This window comes from Pseudomonas sp. SDO55104_S430 (assembly GCF_054070595.1).
Genome location: NZ_JBSVXG010000019.1, coordinates 15,797 through 35,784, shown reverse-complemented (window position 1 = coordinate 35,784; position 19,988 = coordinate 15,797). Strand labels below are relative to the sequence as shown.

Below are 19,988 nucleotides of genomic sequence, written 5' to 3'. Positions count from 1 at the left end.
TCATAACAGGACGGCCACGCCCAAGACAGCGGCCGTCATAGGGACGCAAGCCGCTATGCAAGTGAAACACCTGCTGCTGATCGCCATCCTCGCATTGACCGCTGCTTGCTCATCGAAGGAAGTCGTAGACGAGAACCTTAGTGAAGTCGAGTTGTACCAACAGGCTCAGGCTGATCTGGACAACAACAGCTACACCAGCGCTACCGCCAAGCTGAAGGCTCTGGAGTCGCGTTATCCGTTCGGTCGTTATGCTGACCAGGCGCAGCTGGAACTCATCTACGCCAACTACAAGAATGCGGAGCCTGAGGCTGCCAAAGCCGCTGCCGAGCGTTTCATCCGTCTGCATCCGCAGCATCCGAACGTCGATTACGCCTATTACCTCAAGGGCCTGACTTCGTTCGATCAGGACGTCGGCCTGCTGGCCCGTTTCCTGCCGCTGGACATGACCAAGCGTGACCCGGGCGCCGCGCGCGACTCCTATAACGAGTTCGCCCAGCTGACCAGCCGCTTCCCGAACAGCCGTTACGCACCTGACGCCAAGCAGCGCATGATCTACTTGCGCAACCTGCTGGCCGCCTACGAAATTCACGTTGCCGACTATTACCTGACCCGTCAGGCCTACGTCGCTGCCGCTAACCGTGGTCGCTACGTTGTGGAAAACTTCCAGGAAACCCCATCGGTCGGTGACGGCCTGGCGGTGATGACCGAGTCGTACCAGCGTCTGCACCTGGACGAACTGGCTGCCACCAGCCTCGAAACCCTGAAGCTCAACTACCCGAACCACCCGACTCTGGTGGACGGTCAATTCGTGCCGACGGTCGACGAAGCCGACAACCGCTCCTGGCTGAGCAAGGCCACCCTGGGCCTGATCGAATCCCGCCCGCCGCTGCCGCCGGGAGAAACCCGCGCCAACCAGGACGTGCAGAAGCAGTTCCAGGACGCGAAAGACGCGATCCCGAACGAGCTCAAGCCTAAAGATGCCGACGGCGACGTGATCGAAGAAGAAGACCATGAAGCGGAAGGCAACAACGAAGACCGTTCGTGGTTCAGCTACATGACCTTCGGCGTGTTCGACTGACACCACCGGTGGTAAAAGAAAGGGAGACGTGAGTCTCCCTTTTTTATTGCGCCTTTTTTGACATGCGCATTTGCGCTGTGCGCCCGTCATGACCTTGGCTAAACTGCCGGTTCATCAGTCAGAAAGCTGCTCATCATGCTTCGTTTATTATTCTGGATCGCGGTGATTGCCGCCGCCGTATGGTTCTGGCGCAAGTACAAGGGCCAGGCCGCAGTACCCAAGTCCCCCGCCGAGCTGGAAGCGGCACCGATGGTCCGCTGCGCCCATTGCGGCGTGCACCTGCCGCGCGATCGCGCCGTCAGCTACCAACAACAATGGTATTGCAGCCAGGCGCACCTGGAGCAAGGCCCCGGTTCCAGTGATCGCTGAGGCGTCCAGTCAAGGCAACAAACAGGCCCAGCGACTGCTGCGCCTTTATCACCTCTACCGTTTAAGCGTCGGCATCCTTCTGGTGCTGCTGATCTCCAGTAACATGGACAACCAGTTGCTGACATCTGCCAACGACCAGTTGCTGCGCACAGGCAGCTGGCTGTACCTGGTGCTGAATATCCTGCTGGTGGTGTTCTTCGAGAACACCCGGCATCCGGCGCAACTGTTTGGCCTGGCGCTGCTAGATGTGTTGCTGCTATGCGTGCTGTTCTACGCCGGCGGCGGCGTGGCCAGCGCCCTTGGCAATTTGCTGATCGTCTCGGTGGCCATCAGCAACACACTGCTGCGAAGGCGCATCGGCCTGTTGATCGCCGCGATCGGTGCGCTCGGCATCATCGGTTCAAGTCTCCTCCTGAGCTTCAGCCATCCTCCAAGCCCCAATGATTATCTGCAGGTCGGCACCCATGGCGCCCTATGCTTCGCCGCGGCCTTGCTGGTGCAAGGCCTGATCCGTCGCCTGGAAGTCAGTGAAACCCTGGCCGAGCAGAAGGCCAGCGAAGTGGTCGGCCTGGAAGCGCTCAATGCGCTGATCCTGCAACGGATGCGCACCGGGATTCTGGTGCTCGATGAACAACGACGGGTGCAACTGGCTAATCACAGCGCCCTCTCCCTGCTCGGCAGTGCCCAACTGGAAGGTTGCCTGATCGATGATCATTTCCCCGCACTGGTCGAACGTCTGGAGCTGTGGCTGAGCAATCCCACACTTCGCCCCCAGAGCCTGAAAATCGCCGGTAGCGGGATGGAACTGCAGCCCAGCTTCATCGCGCTGGACCCGAGCCCCCAGCACCAGACCCTGGTTTTTCTCGAAGACCTCGCACAAATAGCCCAGCAGGCCCAACAGCTGAAACTCGCCGCCCTCGGGCGCCTGACTGCCGGCATCGCCCATGAAATCCGCAACCCGCTGGGTGCCATCAGTCATGCGGCGCAGTTATTGCGAGAATCCGAGGAACTGAGCAGCGCCGATCAACGTCTGACTCAGATTATTCAAGATCACTCTCAGCGAATGAATCGGGTTATCGAAAACGTCCTGCAACTGTCCCGCCGCCAGCAAACCGTCCCGCAACGGCTGGACCTGAAGCCGTGGCTGGAACATTTCGTCACTGAAATCAGCGAGGGCGCGACCGAGCGCCAGCGCATTCATCTGCACATCGCGCCCGGGGATTTCACGACCCTGATGGACCCGAACCAGTTGAACCAGATTCTCGACAACCTGATCCGCAATGGCTGGCGCCACAGTGCCCAGGACCACGATATTGCGCAGGTCTGGCTTGAATTGTTCATCGATGCCGCAAGTCAGTTGCCCATTCTGGAAATCCTCGACGACGGCTCCGGTGTCGCCCCCGACCATCAGGCGCAACTGTTCGAGCCGTTCTTCACCACCAGTCATCAAGGAACTGGACTGGGGCTCTATCTGTCCCGTGAGCTGTGCGAAAGCAACCAGGCCCGCCTAGACTTCAAACCACGCCAAGGCGGCGGCTGCTTTCGCATCACCTTTGCTCACGGACGGAAACAAAGTTGAACACGAGCCCACGGCAAAAAGTCCTCATCGTCGACGACGAACCGGATATCCGCGAACTCCTGGAAATCACCCTGGGACGGATGAAACTCGATACCTACAGCGCTCGCAATGCTGCGGAGGCCCTGGCCCTGCTCAAGCGCGAGGCCTTCGACCTGTGCCTGACCGACATGCGCCTGCCGGACGGTACGGGCCTTGAGCTGGTCCAGCATATCCAGCAACGCTACCCCAACGTGCCCGTGGCGATGATCACCGCCTACGGCAGTGTCGACACCGCAATCAACGCCCTCAAGGCCGGCGCGTTCGACTTCCTGACCAAACCGGTGGATCTCACCCGACTGCGCGAACTGGTCACCAGCGCCCTGCTCCTGCCCGCCCCCGGCATTGCCATCGACCGGCGTCTGCTGGGCGATTCCCTGCCCATGCGCAACCTGCGCAAACAGATCGACAAGCTGGCGCGCAGCCAGGCGCCGGTATACATCAGCGGCGAATCCGGCAGTGGCAAGGAGTTGGTTGCAAGACTGATCCATGATCGCGGACCACGGGCCAACCAGCCTTTCGTTCCGGTCAACTGCGGCGCCATCCCTTCGGAGCTGATGGAGAGCGAGTTTTTCGGCCATCGCAAAGGCAGCTTCAGCGGCGCCATCGAGGACAAACCCGGGCTGTTCCAGGCCGCCCATGGCGGTACCCTGTTTCTCGATGAAGTGGCCGACTTGCCGCTGCCGATGCAGGTCAAACTGCTGCGGGCGATTCAGGAGAAAGCCGTGCGCAGCGTCGGCGGACAGCAGGAGGTGGTGGTCGATGTGCGCATCCTGTGCGCCACCCACAAGGACCTCGCTGCCGAAGTCGCGGCCGAGCGCTTCCGTCAGGATTTGTACTATCGCCTGAACGTGATCGAGCTGCGGGTGCCGCCCTTGCGCGAGCGTCGCGACGACATCGAACCACCGGCCAACCATATGCTCAAGCGCCTGGCTTCAGACACTGGCGAACCGTTGGCAAAACTTCATCCGCAGGCCCTCGATGCGCTGAAAAGCTATCGTTTTCCGGGCAATGTACGGGAACTGGAGAACATGCTCGAGCGGGCGCATACGCTGTGCGAGAACAAGCAGATCGAAGCCGGCGACCTGCGCCTGGCCGAGGGCAACAGTAGCGCAGAGGCCGGGGTGCCGGACCTCACGCAGATCGATAACCTTGAGGCGTATCTGGAAAATGTCGAACGCCAGCTGATTCTCCAGGCGCTGGAAGAGACACGCTGGAACCGCACGGCGGCGGCACAGCGGTTGAATCTTTCATTCAGGTCGATGCGCTACCGGCTGAAGAAATTGGGTCTGGATTGAGGGCCCTTTCGCGGGCAAGCCTCGCTCCTACAGACGGTGATAACCCTGTAGGAGCGAGGCTTGCCCGCGAATGCATCCAACTGGAAATCAGATACGACCACTCGGCGCATACGGCGCCGGATCAATGATCGGCTCCCTGCCCAGCATCACATCGGCAAACAACTGACACGACGCCGGCGCCAGCACCAGGCCGTTGCGGAAATGACCGCAGTTGAGCCACAGGCCCTCGAACCCCGGCACGCGGCCAATGTAGGGAATGCCCTCCGGCGAGCCCGGCCGCAGACCGGCCCAATGCCCCACCACCTCGGCATCCGCCAATGCAGGAATCAACTCCACCGCGGAAGCCTTGAGGCTTTCAAGCGCCGAGTCGGTCGGCGTCTTGTCGTAGCCTTCGTGCTCCAGCGTGCTGCCAATGAGAATGTGCCCGTCGCGACGGGGAATCGCATAACGCCCCTTGGCCAGCACCATGCTCGGCAGAAAATCCGCCGCGCACTTGTAGAGAATCATCTGGCCTTTCACAGGTTCGACAGGCAGATCCAGGCCCAGGCTCTTGAGCAAGTCGCCACTCCAGGCGCCAGCGGTCAGAACCACTTGATCGCCACGGATCACGCCAGTAGACGTCTGCACGCCCACCACCTTTTCGCCTTCGCGAACAAAGCCGCTGACTTCGCATTGTTCCTGAATCGTCACGTTCGGCAGTGCCTGCAACGCCGCCTTGAGGGATTTCACCAGACGCGGATTGCGCACGTTGGCCACATCGGCCATGTAGATCGCCCGGGAAAAACCACTGCCCAATACCGGCACGGCGTCATGAGCCGCCGAGATATCCACAGCCCGCAGCGGACGTCTCTCCCGCGCGGCCCAGGCCAGGGCTTCGGCTTCATCATCCAGGTCCAGCCAGTACAGGCCGGTGGTGTGTACTTCGGGATCGACGCCGGTGGCGGCAAACAGGCGCTCACCCAGCTGTGGATAAAAATCCTGGGACCAATGGGCCAATGCGGTGACCGCCGGGTTATAGCGCCATGGATAGAGCGGCGAGACGATACCGCCCCCTGCCCAGGACGACTCCTGGCCGACACTGGAACGGTCCAGCAGCACCACGCTCTGCACCTCGGACGCCAGATTGAATGCCGTCAACAGGCCGATGACCCCACCGCCGACAATCACTACTTGCTGTTGCCTGATCATGTATTGAACCAACCGATAAATAGACAGGGGGCGCAAAAGGTGCCCGAAAAAGAAAACTCAACGACCCCAGCAATCCTTGGTGGTCAGGCCGGCGGTGGCATTGACCATGCCCCGGGCACCGGTATTGGCGATGGTGAAATCACCGCACTTGTCCGTTGCCATGCTCGTGCCCGACTTGCGTACCGCCGTCAGCAGAAATCCCTGATCGCTGAGGGTCTGGCTGATGGTGTAGTAATCGTTGCCGCCGCTCAGGCCGGTGGCACCGGTGTAGACGTTTTTCTGGGAATAGAAACGTTCGAGGATCTGCGCCTGTTCCGAGAGCAGGCCGGCCACTTCAGCGCGTCGGCCCTTCTTCAGGTATTCGGTGAAACTCGGGGCAGCGATGGTCATGACGATACCGATGATGGCAATCACGATCATGATTTCGATCAGGGTAAAACCGCGGTTGGATCTGTGCATGCCTCAATTCTCGCTTACTGAATTTGTCGCCACATGATGCGACGGCTGCCGCCGCCGGATTTTTCCACCAGCGTGGTGATGCCGCCACTGGAATCGTTCACGATCTTGCGGGTCGCGCCATTGACGATGGCATTGAGGGTCGGGATGCCCCCGCTGAAGACCACCCCGCTGGAGATCGTGTCGGTACTGTCGACCACGCCGTCGTTGTTGGTGTCGAGCACCGCGTAGTTGAGCATCTTACCGCTGAACGCATCGAGTTCGATCAGTTTGCCGGTACCGAAGCTCGCGCAAGGGTCCGTGGTGTCAACGCTGGCCGTGGTGAAAATGATTCGCCCGAGCACCAGGCTGGCCTGATTGATCACCCGCTCGCCGGTCAGCGCGTTGTTATACACCAATGGCAGGAACCAACCCTTTTTCCCGGGATAGGTCACCTCGTTCTGGCTGGTGGTGACGAACTGCCCGCTACTTCCCGAAAACACGCCGGTGATCGATTGCGCCTGCAAGCTTGCAGTCGTGATCTGCCCGGCACCGCCCTCGGCATCCCAGACGGCGTAGAACGCCTGCAAATCCTTGTTGGTCTTGTCCGTGGTCTCGTTGAATTTGCCGGTGCCGAAGAAAATCTCTTTGCCCCCAAGCGAATTATCCGCCAGCAAAGGTTGAGCGGTGATTGGCTGAGTGGCGCCGCCAACGGTAGTGAACAACGGCTTACCGGAAAACGCCACGCCCCAGCTATCGGGGTTGGTGCTGCTCAGATCGAATTTCCACAGCCGTCCACTCAGGTCACCGCCATAGGCCGCCTGCACCACATTCTGCGAGTTCACGCGCAGCTTGACCGAAGACAGGCCGTTATCGGCGTTGGTGCCATCGGCAACGATCTTCCGGATCAGCGACCCGTCGCGAACATCCACGACATACAACGCCACCACACCGGTGTTGCTGCCATAGCCGTTGGAAATGAACGCGGCCCATCGACCATCGGACAAGCGCGCCACTTCGGGACGTGCATAGGCATAACCCAGATCATTGAAGACGTTCGCGGGATTGGCGGTGGCCGGCGCACTGATTTCCCACAATGCCCTGATCGCATTACCGGCCGAGGCGTCGAACAGTTGCAGCGCATAAAAGGTCCGCCCACCTGCTCCGGTACCGCCCAGCGCGAGGGTCTTCCAGGCACTGTTGAGCTGGGCATCGAACACGCCCACCTGTCCGTCCACCAGAAACTTGTGACTGACGCCGTTGATGTAGGTCGTATCAGCGATATAGCGCAGCGATGGCAGCACACTGGACGGCATGTAGGCGTAACGCCGTGCGCCATTGCCGGAGTTGATCACACTGACGAATCCGTCATTGGCGTTGACCACCAGGCTGGTGTTCATGTTGGCCGCCTTGGTCGCCAGGTAGGTGCTGTAGGAGGTGTCGCCCGACAGGTCGGAAGCGGTTTTCTCGGTGGGGGATGCCAGCACCAGCGGCGAGTTGACGATGTCCCCCAGCAGTACGCTGCGCACCTTCAGGCCCGTTTTGTTGGTGCCCTTACCCCACTCCACCAGATCGTTGCCGGTGATGCCCGTGGGCAAGCCTTGGTTGAGAGCCGTCTGCTGGGGTGTGGAAAAGTTGCCGAAGGCCAGGGTGACTGGCGCGTTGGTCTGAGTGTTCCAGGATTGGTAAGTCGGTGCCGTGGCGCTCGGAATGATGGCGGTGTCGGTGGTCCACTGCACCGCGTTTGTATTGACGGTACCGTTGGCGTTGAAGCCGAACGCCTTGATCGTGCCGCGCCAGTCCTTGGGGTCGTAGCTGGTCTGGAAGTAACTGGTTCCACTGGCGAGAATCGTGCCGCTGGTCACGCCGCTGCCACCGGAACCGGCCTTGGAGGTGATCTCACTCAACGCCTGGGACAATGCCGTGCTCAACCCCGCACTGTCCGTCGCCTGGTAGTACTTGCCCTGACCGTAAGCGGCGGCATCCGACAGCATCTGGTTGGCCGCGGTAAAACCTACGGTGTAGGTGTTCATGTTCTGCTTGGGAAAGTCCGCCGCGTTCCAGCTCTTGTTCGCCAGGTCCACCCCGGCGGAACGCATGTCGATGTCGAAAGCGAACTTGGCGATGTCATCCAGGTAAAGCGTGTCCCCTTCGGTGTCGCCATTGGGGTTATCGCCGTCGTTGGCGCTGTTGCCGTCCCAGTTCGGCAGGCGGGTGCCTCCAAGCGGATCGTTGGTGGGAAACGTGCGGTCGTAGGTCGGCAAGCCGTCGGTGATCACCACCCCATAGTTTTTCTGGCAACGGTATTGGATCGGGCTGGTATAGGTGCTGGGCGTGGAGTTGTAATACGGCGCCAGGCCGCGCATGTAGCGGGTTATTTCGTAATAGGTTTCTGCCAGCGGGGTATTGGCGATCGCACTCAATCCGTTGATCGAGTTGATCAATGCCGTGTAGTTGGCATTCGCCTGCGCCTGGGTGACCGTGCCGCTGACGGGGGACAGGTCGCTGATGGGGCGGGCGATGAAACCGCCAGGCCCGGGGTTGCCGCTGACGGGCGGATTGAAGGTCGACAGACCGATTCGCAGGGAACGGTTGCTGGTGACCAGCGAGGTCGAAACATCCTGCGCCACGCTGATCCGGTAATCGTTGGGAATGGCGCCGGTGGTGTAGTCACGACTCACACCGTTGGCCTGCGATACCAGATAAGACAGATAGTTCGCCGTATAGCGGGTGTTCTGATTGCCCACCGGGTCGGGCAATTTCAGACAGATCGAGCCCAAGCCCAGCAGACCACGATAGAAACCGAACCAGTTGCCATTGGTCGAACAGCCGCCGCGATTAAGGCTCGACAGGGCGATGTTGGTATCGCTCATGTCCAGGTTCTGGCCACTCAGACATGAGAAATCGGAGCTGCAGTTCGCAATCTGTGGGCGGCTGACGGTCGGGTCGAATCCCGCCGCCCAGATGATGTTGTTCATGCTCCCGGAATCGTCGATCAACAGCATTACGTTGGGAGGCACCGCCGCCGCGCTCAGCAACGGAGAATCCGAAGGCGTGAAGGCGTACACCGGCGCGGACAGATACAGGCCCGCCGCGACGCCACACAGCAACCGCCAGATGCGCGAGCGACTGTCAGTACTTGGCATAGATGCTCTCCACCACGCTGCGCGAACTGCCCGCGATGCCGACTGCGGTCACGCGGTACAACGTTGCCGAAGTGTTGCTCGGCACGTTCACCGCCGTGATGGAAGTGCCGATGTTCTGCACGCCATAAAAGCCGTTGCCCGAGGCGATCCAGGTCACTCCCGAAGTGGAGTTGAGCCCGGCGGCCTTGATCGTCGACGACTCGGCCGGCGGAGCGCATTGCGTCGTGCCGCTGCACACTGCCAGCGCATAGCTGTCGAGCTGCACCGCGCTTTCTCCCACCCGCAACGCTGCTTCCGCAGTCTGGAATGACTGGTTGCGCAGGCTCACGCTGCCGGCCATTTTTTCCTGCAATGTGGCGTTCTGCATCGAGGAAATCCCGATCAGCGTCAGCAGCAACAGAAACACCAGACTGACCAGCAGCGCCATGCCTCGCTGGGAAGAAGGTGTCATCGAAGGTTTACGCATCGTCGGCACTCCCCTCATGGCAAGCGATTGCGCAAGGCGGCAACGACGTTGAAGGTCTGTTTGCTCACGCGGTTGGCGGGATCGACGAGTGTCAGGCTCAGTCGCACGCTGCGAATGCGAGCCGGATCGGCCGGATTGGTGCTGTAGCTGGAGGCCGCCGTATCGGTGGCGGAACTGGCCAGGCCAAAGCTCACACTGAAGTCACTGACGTTATCCACCAGGATGGACTGGGTGGGTGTGCCGGCGCCAACGCCCATGGTCAGAGCGCCGTTTTTCAGGCTGTAGATGATTCGCCGGATGGGAAAGGCCAACTGGCCTGTCCCGGGGTTTTGCGCGCCGGCGTACGCCGTCGCGGTGTTTCGACAATCGGAAACCACGGTCCAGGTCGGCGTGCCGCCACTGTTGCCAACGTCCGCGGTCACCAGGGTCAACTTCAGGTTGGCGTTGTCCCAGCTGATCGGCGTGACCTGGCTGGCATTGAACATCGTCGCCGAATTGGCTTCAGTGATCGTCCCCAGGCAGCCGAACATCCCGACCATGCGGATTTCCTGGATCATTTTGCTCAGGACGAAACGCGCATCTTCCTGGATGGCGGCAGCACTGTTCTGACTGACGAAGGTGTTTTTCGCGGCGATGAACACCTGCACCACGCCCAGCACTACGATCAGGCTCAAGGTCAGGGCGATCAAAAGTTCGATAAGGCCGAAGCCTTTCTGGCGGCTCATGGCGTGGCCACCGGGTCGACGGTTGCGCGACTGGTCAGTACGAAGCTGCGACGGGAGTTGGCGGTGTTGGCCGCCCGGGAGTCATCCCAGGTAATGGTGATGGTGTATACGCGCTGGTTGAGGGCGATGCTGCCGGTGGCGGTCGCACCACCGAAACCGACGATATTGTTGGTGAAATCATAGAGGTCCTGGTCCCGGGCCACGCTCAGGTTGCCCGAGGTCGGTGGTGTCACGGTGTAATCGGCGGCGGAGTTGGCGCGAATGCGGTCCATCATGTCGTAGGCGATGAAGCTGGCCTGACTGGTCATGCGCGCACTGTCGGTGTACTTCAGCGCATTGAGTTGAAACGCCGCCGCCCCCAACAGTCCGACACTCAGAATCAACAACGCCACCAGGACTTCAATCAATGTCATGCCTTCCTGTGCACGCTTGCTCCATGAACTCATCCGCAACTTCCACCCAATAGAATTCGTCCGTTCAGACACACATACAGCGTCCTGCTTTGTGCTCCCAGCACGTAGTTGATCACCAACGCTGTCGACGATGATGCCAACCCGCCAAAGCTGTTGAAGTCGATCGCGCTGACTCCTGAGGGTAGCGTCAGACTCGCACCGCTGCTCATCGCAGGCACAACACGCAACACATTGGCGGGCGTTGCGGTGCTGTCGTACACCGACAATTCTCCGGTCCAGACACTGCCCCCCGCGGTGGGGCGCACCCGGATGGCCACTCCCCTGTCGATCGCTTCGAGGCGGGCGAAGTTCAGGCTCCGTTGTAAATCACCGACCTCGGTATCGGCCTGGGTGATTTGCGTGGAACGGGTGAACGCCGGCACCGCCAGAGTGATCAGGACCAGGAAGATCGCGATGGCCACCAGCAATTCGATCAGCGTGAAACCTTTTGAACGATGATCCATCGGTGCCCTCCTTTGCCGTCCGCTATACCTGCAGTTACACGCTAGAACATTCGAGCGCCGAAGCGAGATTGTTTCGCCATTACTCGTGCACGGATTGCACGGGCCATCACACTCCAGGGAGGGAGATGTCATGCATCAACGAGGTTTCAGCCTGGTTGAGTTACTCATGGGACTGACAATTGCCGGGATTGTTCTGCATTTGGTCAGTCCGGCGTTTGCGGCTGTTGTCGAAGCGAATCATCGCGAGGAAGCAGCAAGGTCACTGGCCAACGGAATGCGAAGCGCAAGAAGTGAGGCGATATCGCGCAACCAGACTGTCGTCATTCACGGAATAGACGGCGACTGGGGTCAGGGCTGGCGAATCATTTTGGATATCAGCGGCAGAGGCCATGAAGACGCCAGCAACCCGCTGCTGATCGAACGCCGCAGCGGACGCTCATTGGCCGTGTTCGGCAATCAACATATCACCACCTCCGCACGCTTCAGCCCATTGGGCGCCCCGGAACATAATGGCCGTCAGGCTGGAACGTTATTCATCTGCGCAGCGCGCGAACAGGTGAGTATGCATCAGGTAGTACTGGCGCCCAGCGGCCGAATCAGCCTGCGCAGCAATAAGACTGCACAGGAGTTGTGTGCGAAAGGGCTCAAAGCACCGAACGAACGCGTAGCTCTTTAGGCATGGAGAACGTGATGTTTTCCTCACGACCGGCCAATTCGTCGGCACCGGTAGCACCCCAAGCCTGCAATTGCTGAATCACGCCGCGGACCAGCACTTCCGGCGCAGAAGCGCCCGCAGTGATACCGATGCGCTCGACGCCGTCGAACCAGCTTTTCTGCAGGTCTTCGGCACCGTCGATCAGGTACGCCGGCGTGGCCATGCGCTCGGCAAGTTCACGCAGACGGTTGGAGTTGGAGCTGTTGGGGCTGCCGACCACCAGTACCACGTCGCATTCATCAGCCAGTTGCTTGACCGCATCCTGACGGTTTTGCGTGGCGTAGCAGATGTCGTCCTTGCGCGGACCGCCAATGGCCGGGAAACGCGTACGCAGGGCATCGATGACGCGGCTGGTATCGTCCATGGACAGGGTGGTCTGGGTGACGAACGCCAGTTTTTCCGGGTTGCGCACTTGCAGCTTGGCGACATCTTCCTCGTCTTCGACCAGATAGATCGACCCGCCATTGGCTGGATCGTACTGGCCCATGGTGCCTTCGACTTCCGGGTGACCGGCGTGGCCGATGAGGATGCATTCACGACCGTCGCGGCTGTAACGCGCGACTTCGATGTGCACCTTGGTCACCAGCGGACAGGTGGCGTCGAACACTTTCAGGCCACGGCCGGCGGCTTCGCTACGAACAGCCTGGGACACGCCGTGGGCACTGAAGATCACGATGACGTCATCCGGCACCTGATCCAGTTCCTCGACAAAGATCGCGCCACGGTTGCGCAGGTCTTCGACGACGAACTTGTTGTGAACCACTTCATGGCGCACGTAGATCGGCGGCCCGAAGACTTCCAGGGCGCGGTTGACGATTTCGATCGCCCGGTCCACACCGGCGCAAAAGCCACGGGGGTTGGCGAGTTTGATTTGCATGCTGTGCCTCGTGTCTTGCGCGCAAGAAATAACGGAAACTGTGAAAAACATTGTGGGAGCGGGCTTGCTCGCGAAAGCGGTGTGTCAGACAGCATCTATGTTGAATGTCAGTCAGCATTCGCGAGCAAGCCCGCTCCCACATTTTTGACCGCGTCAGGTCAGTTACAGCGCCTTGACGGAGATGATTTCCACGTCAAAGGTCAGTGTCTTGCCTGCCAGCGGGTGGTTGAAGTCGATGGTCACTTGCGTGTCGTCGAACTCTTTCACCACCCCCGGCAATTCAGTATTGGCCGCATCGTTGAAGATCACCAGCAAACCCGGCGAGAGGTCCATGTTCTGGAACTGCGAGCGCGGGATGATCTGTACGTTCTGCGGATTCGGCTGGCCGAAGGCGTTTTCAGGTTCGACGGTCAGGGTACGTTTGTCCCCTGCCTTGAAACCGAACAGCGCCGCTTCGAAGCCTGGCAACAGGTTACCGTCACCGACCTTGAAGGTCGCCGGGGCCTTGTCGAAGGTGCTGTCTACCGTGTCGCCGTTCTCCAGGCGCAATGCGAAATGCAAGGTGACTTCCGTGTTCTGACCGATACGTTGTTCAGCCAATACCTGTTCAGTCATGAACGGTTTCTCCGGTTTTCTTACTTTTGAACATGTCCAGTGCCAGCATCACCGCGCCTACAGTGATGGCACTGTCGGCAAAGTTGAACGCCGGGAAGTACCAGCGGTTCTGCCAGTGCACCAGGATGAAATCGATCACATGGCCCAGGGCAATGCGGTCATACAGGTTGCCCAGCGCGCCGCCCAGCACCAGTGCCAGGGCGACGGCGAGCCAGGTTTCGTTGCGACCCAGGCGCTTGAGCCAGACCACCAGCACCCCACTGACCACCACGGCGATCAGGGCGAAAAGCCAGCGCTGCCAGCCGGAGCTGTCGGCCAGAAAGCTGAACGCTGCGCCAGTGTTATAGGCCAGGGTCCAGCTGAAGTAATCGGGAATGATCACGATCTGCTGGTACATCTGGAGTCTGTCTTCGAAGTAGAACTTGCTGGCCTGGTCGATGACCAAAACCAGCAAACTCAACCAGAGCCAGCTCAGCCGTCCAAAACGGCCAATGGCATTAGGCATAGTGGCGAACCTCGCCGGCGCCGCTGATGTTATCAACGCAACGACCGCAGATTTCCGGATGCTCCGGGTTCACGCCGACGTCTTCACGGCAATGCCAGCAACGGGCGCACTTGGCGTGAGCCGACTTGACGATCTTCAGCTTCAGGCCGCTGACTTCGGTCACCACGGCGTCAGCTGGAGCCTGTACCAATGGCGCAACGCTGGCGGTGGAGGTGATCAGCACGAAGCGCAATTCGTTGCTCAGCTTGGCCAGGTCGGCAGTCAGGGCGTCTTCGGCGAACAGCGTCACTTCGGCTTGCAGGTTGCCACCGACGGCCTTGGCCGCACGCTGGATCTCCATTTCCTTGTTGACCGCTACTTTGACCGCCATGATGCGGTCCCAGTACGCACGATCCAGCTCGAAGCCTTCCGGCAATTCGCTCAGGCCTTCGTACCAGGTGTTGAGCATCACCGATTCGTTGCGCTCGCCCGGCAGGTACTGCCACAGCTCGTCGGCGGTGAACGCCAGGATCGGCGCGATCCAGCGCACCAGCGCTTCGGAGATGTGGAACAGCGCGGTCTGGCACGAACGACGGGCCTTGCTGTCGGCGCCGGTGGTGTACTGGCGGTCCTTGATGATGTCGAGGTAGAAACCGCCCAGCTCCTGCACGCAGAAGTTGTGGATCTTGGAGTAGACGTTCCAGAAGCGGTATTCGCCGTAGTGCTCTTGCAGCTCGCGTTGCAACAGCAGCGTGCGGTCCACGGCCCAACGGTCCAGCGCCAGCATTTCATCGGCCGGCAGCAGGTCGGTGGCCGGGTTGAAACCGGTCAGGTTCGAAAGCAGGAAACGCGCGGTGTTACGGATACGACGATAGGCATCGGCGCTGCGCTGCAGGATCTGCTCGGAAACCGCCATCTCACCGGAGTAGTCGGTCGAAGCCACCCACAGACGCATGATGTCGGCGCCCAGGGTGTCGTTGACCTTCTGCGGTGCGATCACGTTGCCTAAGGACTTTGACATTTTGCGGCCGGACTCGTCGACGGTGAAACCGTGGGTCAGCAGCTCGCGGTATGGCGCGTGATTGTCGATCGCGCAACCGGTCAGCAGGGACGAGTGGAACCAGCCGCGGTGCTGGTCGGAACCTTCCAGGTACAGATCGGCGCGAGGACCGGTTTCGTGACCCATCGGATGCGAACCGCGCAGGACGTGCCAGTGCGTGGTACCCGAATCGAACCAGACGTCCAGGGTGTCGCTGATCTTGTCATACTGCGGCGCTTCATCGCCCAGCAGCTCGGCGGCATCCAGCTTGAACCAGGCTTCGATGCCTTCGACTTCGACACGCTTGGCCACGATTTCCATCAGCTCGACAGTACGCGGGTGCAGCTCGCCGCTTTCCTTGTTCAGGAAGAACGGGATCGGCACGCCCCAGTTGCGCTGACGGGAGATGCACCAGTCCGGACGGTTGGCGATCATCGAGTGCAGACGCGCCTGGCCCCAGGCCGGGACGAACTTGGTGTCTTCGATGGCTTTGAGCGAACGCTGGCGCAGGGTGTCGCCGGTGGTTGGCTGCTTGTCCATGCCGATGAACCACTGCGCGGTAGCGCGATAGATCAGCGGGGTTTTGTGGCGCCAGCAGTGCATGTAGCTGTGTTCGATGACGGTGGTGTGCATCAATGCACCGACTTCGGTCAGCTTGTCGACGATGGCCGGATTGGCCTTCCAGATGAACTGGCCACCGAAGAATTCCATCGAAGGCACGTACACGCCGTTGCTTTGCACCGGGTTGAGGATGTCGTCGTTGACCATGCCGTATTTCTTGCAGGTCACGAAGTCGTCCACGCCGTAGGCCGGGGCGGAGTGAACCACGCCGGTGCCGGCGCCCAGTTCAACGTAGTCGGCCAGGTACACCGGCGACAGGCGGTCGTAGAATGGGTGACGGAAGTTGATCAGTTCCAGAGCGGAACCTGGAGCGGTGGCCAGCACCGAGCCTTCGACGCCGTAACGGGACAGGCAGGATTCCACCAGCTCCTCGGCCAGGACCAGCAGCTTGTCGCCGATATCGACCAAGGCGTAGGTGAATTCAGGGTGAACGTTCAGCGCCTGGTTGGCCGGGATGGTCCACGGGGTGGTGGTCCAGATCACGATCGAGGCGGGTTTGGCCAGCGACGGCAGACCGAAAGCGGCAGCCAGCTTGGCTTCGTCGGCAATCGGGAAGGCTACGTCGATGGTCGAGGACTTCTTGTTCTCGTACTCGACTTCCGCTTCAGCCAGGGCCGAACCACAGTCGAAGCACCAGTTCACGGGCTTGAGGCCCTTGAACACGAAACCGCCCTTGACGATTTCGGCCAAGGCGCGGATTTCACCGGCCTCGTTCTTGAAGTCCATGGTCTTGTACGGGTTGGCGAAGTCGCCCAACACGCCCAGACGGATGAATTCGGATTTCTGACCTTCGATCTGCTCGGTGGCGTAGGCACGGCACAGCTCGCGGGTCTTGTCCGCGCCAAGGTTCTTGCCGTGGGTCACTTCGACCTTGTGCTCGATCGGCAGACCGTGGCAGTCCCAGCCCGGAATGTAAGGCGCGTCGAAGCCCGACAGGGTCTTCGAGCGAATGATCATGTCCTTGAGGATCTTGTTCAGTGCGTGACCGATGTGAATCGTGCCGTTGGCGTAGGGAGGACCGTCGTGCAGGACGAACTTCGGACGATCCTTGCCAATCTCGCGCAACTTTCCGTACAGGCCAATGCTGTCCCAACGCTGCAGAATCTGCGGTTCGCGCTGAGGCAGGCCGGCCTTCATTGGGAAGGCGGTGTCCGGAAGGTTTAGCGTGGCTTTATAGTCGGTCATTTAAGGCTCTTCATTAGCGATGGGCGCTAGGTGCGGCTAGTGCACGGGCGGCGGCGACATCCGCGTTGATCGCCGTTTTCAACGCCTCCAGAGAGGCAAAACGCTGCTCTTCACGCAGCTTGTGGTGGAAAACCACCGTCAGACGCCGGTCATATAGATCGCCGGCAAAATCCAGAAGATGTACTTCAAGGTGGGCCTTGCCATCACCTTGGACCGTAGGCCGCACGCCGATATTGGCGACGCCGGGCCAGGTCTTGCCGTCGATGTCCACATTGACCAGGTAAACCCCGGTAAACGGCACGCGACGACGCTTGAGTTGAACGTTGGCAGTGGGCGTGCCCAACTGTCGAGCGAGCTTCTGACCGTGCAGCACACGACCGGCAATCCGGTACGGGCGGCCGAGCAGGCGTTCGGCGAGGGCAAAATCGGCGGCGGCCAAGGCATTGCGCACCTGGGTGCTGCTGACCCGGATGCCTTCCAGTTCGACTGTCTGCGCGGCCTCGACGGTGAAGCCCTGCATGACGCCAGCCTGCTGGAGGAAATCGAAATCCCCCGCCCGGTCGCAACCGAAACGGAAATCGTCGCCGACCTCAAGGTGCTGCACACCGAGGCCATCGACCAGAATGGTATCGACGAATTCGCTGGCGCTAAGCTTGCTCAGGCGCTGGTTGAAGGCCAGGCACAGGACCCGGTCGACGCCTTCGGCGGCCAGCAGTTGCAGCTTGTCCCGCAGACGGGTCAGACGCGCGGGCGCGGTGTCGGGGGCAAAAAACTCCCGGGGCTGCGGCTCGAAAATCACCACGCAGCTGGGCACGCCCAACTCGAGCGCACGCTCACGCAGCCGCGCCAGGATAGCCTGGTGGCCACGGTGTACACCGTCAAAGTTGCCAATAGTGGCGACGCAGCCCCGATGCTGGGGGCGCAGATTTTGGAGGCCTCGAACCAGCTGCATAACGCGCTTCTTGCTCATAAAGTGGTCGATTATAACCACACCGGGCGGCCGACGACAGGCAGCACCGCAACCCAAAGTAAACGAGCCGACAAAAATGCCGGCTCGCTGCTGTTTATCGAGGAATGTTCCTCAGCTCAACGCCTTGCGATTGAAGTCGCGCAGGCGGAAGCCCATCAACACTAACATGCCGAAATACGCCACCACACCTGCAACCACCAGGGCGCCCAGGCGCAGGAAGCGTTCGAGCATCTGCCCTTCGCCCCAGGCCGGCATGAAATGCATCCCCGCCAGCAGCACGGCGGACATCACCGCCACCGCCACCACCAGCTTGAAAGCGAATTTGGCCCAGCCCGGTTGCGGCTGATACATCTGCTGCTTGCGCAACTGATAGAAGAGCAATCCGGCATTCAGGCAGGCCCCGGCACTGATAGCGAGCGCCAGACCGGCATGGGCCAGCGGACCAATCAGCACCAGGTTGAAGAGCTGAGTGACTACCAGAGTGAAAATCGCGATTTTCACCGGCGTCCTGATGTTCTGTTGCGCATAAAAGCCCGGCGCCAGCACTTTGATCACGATAATCGCAAGCAAACCGACCGAATAAGCGATCAGCGCCCGCTGGGTCATGGCGGCGTCAAATGCATTGAATTGACCGTACTGGAACAGCGAAACCGTCAGCGGCTCGGCGAGGATCCCCAACGCCAGCGCGCAAGGCAGCACCAAGAGGAAACACAGACGCAGGCCCCAGTCGAGGATCCGCGAATACTCCTGACGATCCTTGTTGGCGTAGGTCTTGGCCAGGGTCGGCAGCAGAATCGTCCCTAGTGCCACGCCCAACACGCCGGACGGTAGCTCCATCAGGCGATCGGCGTAATACATCCAGGACACGGAGCCTGCGACCAGAAACGAGGCAAAAATGGTGTTGATGATCAGGGAAATCTGGCTGACCGAGACCCCGAGGATCGCCGGCAGCATCTGCTTCATCACTCGCCAGACGCCGGTATCGCGCAGGTTGATCCGCGGCAGCACCAGCATGCCGATCTTCTTCAGGTGTGGCAGTTGATAAAGCAACTGCGCCAGACCACCGACCAGAACAGCCCAACCCAGCGCCATCACGGGCGGATCGAAATACGGCGTCAGGAACAGCGCGAAGATGATCATGCTGACGTTCAGCAGGGTCGGCACGAACGCCGGGACTGAAAAGCGGTTCCAGGTGTTGAGGATCGCACCGGCCAGCGAAGACAGGGAAATCAACAAAATATAGGGAAAGGTCACCCGAAGCAGGCTGGAGGTCAGCTCGAACTTTTCCGGGGTGTCGGTGAACCCCGGCGCGGTGACCCAGATGACCCAGGGCGCAGCCAGCATGCCCAGCACCGTGACCAGTGCCAGGACCAGCGTCAACAGGCCCGAGACGTAGGCGATAAAGGTTCGGGTCGCCTCTTCGCCCTTCTGGCTTTTGTATTCGGCAAGAATCGGCACGAACGCTTGGGAAAAAGCTCCCTCGGCGAAAATGCGTCGCAAAAGATTGGGCAGTTTGAAGGCAATAAAGAAGGCGTCGGTCGCCATTCCCGCGCCGAAAGTGCGCGCAATAAGGGTGTCACGAACAAATCCCAGAATCCGGGAAAGCATCGTGATAGAGCTGACGGCGGCCAACGATTTGAGCAGATTCATTGAAAGAGTTTGTGCCTGTCGATAAACAGCAGGCGAACTGTGCGCCTACTTGTGCGATACTCCGCGCCGCAACAGCACAGAGCCAAAGCTCGCGAGTTTACAGGTCACACGCCGGAAAGAAATATCCCGTCGCACCACGCCTACCACTTAGCGGAACGTTTCAAGCGCCCTTGACAAGACTTCAACTCATCGGCATGATTCGCGGCCTATTTTGTTTGCTATTTCCTAAAAAGTCTTTCGAGGAGCTCGACGGTGGCCAACTCACCTTCCGCCAAAAAACGTGCAAAACAGGCTGAGAAGCGTCGCAGCCACAACGCCAGCCTGCGTTCCATGGTTCGTACCTACATCAAGAATGTAGTTAAAGCCATCGACGCAAAAGACGCTGCTAAAGCTCAAGCTGCATACGTTCTGGCTGTGCCTGTTATCGACCGTATGGCCGATAAAGGCATCATCCACAAGAACAAGGCTGCTCGCCATAAGAGCCGTTTGAATGGCCACGTTAAGGCCCTGAACGTTGCCGCTGCTGCCTAAGCGACTCGTTCACTAAAAAACCGACCCAAGGGTCGGTTTTTTATTGCCTGCGATTTAGCGATCAC

Annotated in this window: 20 protein-coding genes; 7 read left to right on the top strand and 13 right to left on the bottom strand. The window is 60.1% G+C overall.

The genetic code is table 11. The features are described from left to right. Nucleotides 1-55 precede the first annotated feature (55 nt). The 4 genes from ACW9JE_RS06255 (at nucleotide 56) to ACW9JE_RS06240 (ending at nucleotide 4,360) form a co-directional block, all read left to right on the top strand. Entirely contained in the window at nucleotides 56-1,078 is a 1,023-nt protein-coding gene (locus tag ACW9JE_RS06255) for an outer membrane protein assembly factor BamD (RefSeq protein ID WP_175378822.1), read from the top strand. Nucleotides 1,079-1,213: 135 nt separating this feature from the next. Then, nucleotides 1,214-1,447: a PP0621 family protein gene (locus ACW9JE_RS06250; protein WP_457432248.1), complete on the top strand. Its 234-nt coding sequence runs from the start codon at nucleotides 1,214-1,216 to the stop codon at nucleotides 1,445-1,447. Further along, nucleotides 1,437-3,026, top strand: a complete 1,590-nt coding sequence (locus ACW9JE_RS06245) for a sensor histidine kinase (RefSeq protein ID WP_457432247.1) — start codon at nucleotides 1,437-1,439, stop codon at nucleotides 3,024-3,026. The genes ACW9JE_RS06250 and ACW9JE_RS06245 overlap by 11 nt, the downstream gene beginning before the upstream one ends. Further along, nucleotides 3,023-4,360 carry a sigma-54-dependent transcriptional regulator gene (locus ACW9JE_RS06240; protein ID WP_457432246.1) on the top strand — a complete coding sequence of 446 codons (1,338 nt, stop codon included), beginning with the start codon at nucleotides 3,023-3,025 and terminating at the stop codon, nucleotides 4,358-4,360. Before ACW9JE_RS06245 ends, ACW9JE_RS06240 begins: the two co-directional genes overlap by 4 nt. Before the next feature lie 87 nt (nucleotides 4,361-4,447). Here ACW9JE_RS06240 and thiO read toward each other — a convergent pair whose 3' ends face one another. From thiO to ACW9JE_RS06205, 7 genes are read right to left on the bottom strand one after another with little or no spacing between them, the layout of a single operon-like run. Continuing rightward, nucleotides 4,448-5,548 carry a glycine oxidase ThiO gene (thiO, locus tag ACW9JE_RS06235; protein ID WP_457432245.1) on the bottom strand — a complete coding sequence of 367 codons (1,101 nt, stop codon included), beginning with the start codon at nucleotides 5,546-5,548 and terminating at the stop codon, nucleotides 4,448-4,450. A 57-nt stretch (nucleotides 5,549-5,605) separates the two neighbouring features. Next, nucleotides 5,606-6,007 carry a type IV pilin protein gene (locus tag ACW9JE_RS06230; protein WP_457432244.1) on the bottom strand — a complete coding sequence of 134 codons (402 nt, stop codon included), beginning with the start codon at nucleotides 6,005-6,007 and terminating at the stop codon, nucleotides 5,606-5,608. A gap of 14 nt (nucleotides 6,008-6,021) precedes the next feature. Then, the gene (locus tag ACW9JE_RS06225; RefSeq protein ID WP_457432243.1) at nucleotides 6,022-9,129 is read right to left on the bottom strand and encodes a pilus assembly protein; all 3,108 of its coding nucleotides are present in this window, start codon (nucleotides 9,127-9,129) and stop codon (nucleotides 6,022-6,024) included. Next, nucleotides 9,116-9,595 (bottom strand): pilus assembly PilX family protein, encoded by a 480-nt coding sequence (locus ACW9JE_RS06220; RefSeq protein WP_224537559.1) that lies wholly within the window; start codon nucleotides 9,593-9,595, stop codon nucleotides 9,116-9,118. The genes ACW9JE_RS06225 and ACW9JE_RS06220 overlap by 14 nt, the downstream gene beginning before the upstream one ends. A 14-nt stretch (nucleotides 9,596-9,609) precedes the next feature. Further along, entirely contained in the window at nucleotides 9,610-10,320 is a 711-nt protein-coding gene (locus ACW9JE_RS06215) for a PilW family protein (protein ID WP_224537560.1), read from the bottom strand. Then, nucleotides 10,317-10,766, bottom strand: coding sequence for a type IV pilus modification protein PilV (pilV, locus tag ACW9JE_RS06210; protein ID WP_224537562.1), 450 nt, complete (start codon nucleotides 10,764-10,766; stop codon nucleotides 10,317-10,319). The genes ACW9JE_RS06215 and pilV overlap by 4 nt, the downstream gene beginning before the upstream one ends. Then, nucleotides 10,763-11,236, bottom strand: a complete 474-nt coding sequence (locus tag ACW9JE_RS06205; RefSeq protein ID WP_224537564.1) for a GspH/FimT family pseudopilin — start codon at nucleotides 11,234-11,236, stop codon at nucleotides 10,763-10,765. The genes pilV and ACW9JE_RS06205 overlap by 4 nt, the downstream gene beginning before the upstream one ends. A 130-nt stretch (nucleotides 11,237-11,366) precedes the next feature. Between ACW9JE_RS06205 and ACW9JE_RS06200 the strand changes: the two genes are divergently transcribed. Next, nucleotides 11,367-11,912, top strand: coding sequence for a GspH/FimT family pseudopilin (locus tag ACW9JE_RS06200; RefSeq protein ID WP_457432242.1), 546 nt, complete (start codon nucleotides 11,367-11,369; stop codon nucleotides 11,910-11,912). On the opposite strand, the gene ispH is transcribed toward ACW9JE_RS06200, so the two are convergent. The 5 genes from ispH to ribF all read right to left on the bottom strand — a co-directional run bounded on the left by ispH (nucleotide 11,881) and on the right by ribF (nucleotide 17,724). Then, nucleotides 11,881-12,828, bottom strand: coding sequence for a 4-hydroxy-3-methylbut-2-enyl diphosphate reductase (gene ispH, locus ACW9JE_RS06195; RefSeq protein ID WP_175378834.1), 948 nt, complete (start codon nucleotides 12,826-12,828; stop codon nucleotides 11,881-11,883). The two genes, ACW9JE_RS06200 and ispH, sit on opposite strands and share 32 nt — an antisense overlap. A 162-nt stretch (nucleotides 12,829-12,990) precedes the next feature. After that, on the bottom strand, nucleotides 12,991-13,428 hold the full coding sequence (fkpB, locus tag ACW9JE_RS06190) for an FKBP-type peptidyl-prolyl cis-trans isomerase (protein WP_224537606.1): 438 nt from the start codon (nucleotides 13,426-13,428) through the stop codon (nucleotides 12,991-12,993). A 7-nt stretch (nucleotides 13,429-13,435) separates the two neighbouring features. Beyond that, the gene (gene lspA, locus ACW9JE_RS06185; RefSeq protein ID WP_457432241.1) at nucleotides 13,436-13,948 is read right to left on the bottom strand and encodes a signal peptidase II; all 513 of its coding nucleotides are present in this window, start codon (nucleotides 13,946-13,948) and stop codon (nucleotides 13,436-13,438) included. Then, nucleotides 13,941-16,772, bottom strand: a complete 2,832-nt coding sequence (gene ileS / locus ACW9JE_RS06180) for an isoleucine--tRNA ligase (RefSeq protein WP_457432240.1) — start codon at nucleotides 16,770-16,772, stop codon at nucleotides 13,941-13,943. Before ileS ends, lspA begins: the two co-directional genes overlap by 8 nt. Nucleotides 16,773-16,785: 13 nt before the next feature. After that, entirely contained in the window at nucleotides 16,786-17,724 is a 939-nt protein-coding gene (gene ribF, locus ACW9JE_RS06175) for a bifunctional riboflavin kinase/FAD synthetase (protein ID WP_224537574.1), read from the bottom strand. Between ribF and ACW9JE_RS06170 the strand changes: the two genes are divergently transcribed. Beyond that, nucleotides 17,632-17,907 carry a hypothetical protein gene (locus ACW9JE_RS06170; protein WP_224537609.1) on the top strand — a complete coding sequence of 92 codons (276 nt, stop codon included), beginning with the start codon at nucleotides 17,632-17,634 and terminating at the stop codon, nucleotides 17,905-17,907. The two genes, ribF and ACW9JE_RS06170, sit on opposite strands and share 93 nt — an antisense overlap. Here the strand turns inward: ACW9JE_RS06170 and murJ are convergent. Continuing rightward, nucleotides 17,854-19,392 carry a murein biosynthesis integral membrane protein MurJ gene (gene murJ, locus ACW9JE_RS06165; RefSeq protein ID WP_457432239.1) on the bottom strand — a complete coding sequence of 513 codons (1,539 nt, stop codon included), beginning with the start codon at nucleotides 19,390-19,392 and terminating at the stop codon, nucleotides 17,854-17,856. The genes ACW9JE_RS06170 and murJ overlap by 54 nt on opposite strands. A 252-nt stretch (nucleotides 19,393-19,644) precedes the next feature. On the opposite strand from murJ, the gene rpsT reads away from it, so the two are divergent. Next, nucleotides 19,645-19,923, top strand: a complete 279-nt coding sequence (rpsT, locus tag ACW9JE_RS06160; protein WP_007970922.1) for a 30S ribosomal protein S20 — start codon at nucleotides 19,645-19,647, stop codon at nucleotides 19,921-19,923. Nucleotides 19,924-19,988 lie beyond the last annotated feature (65 nt).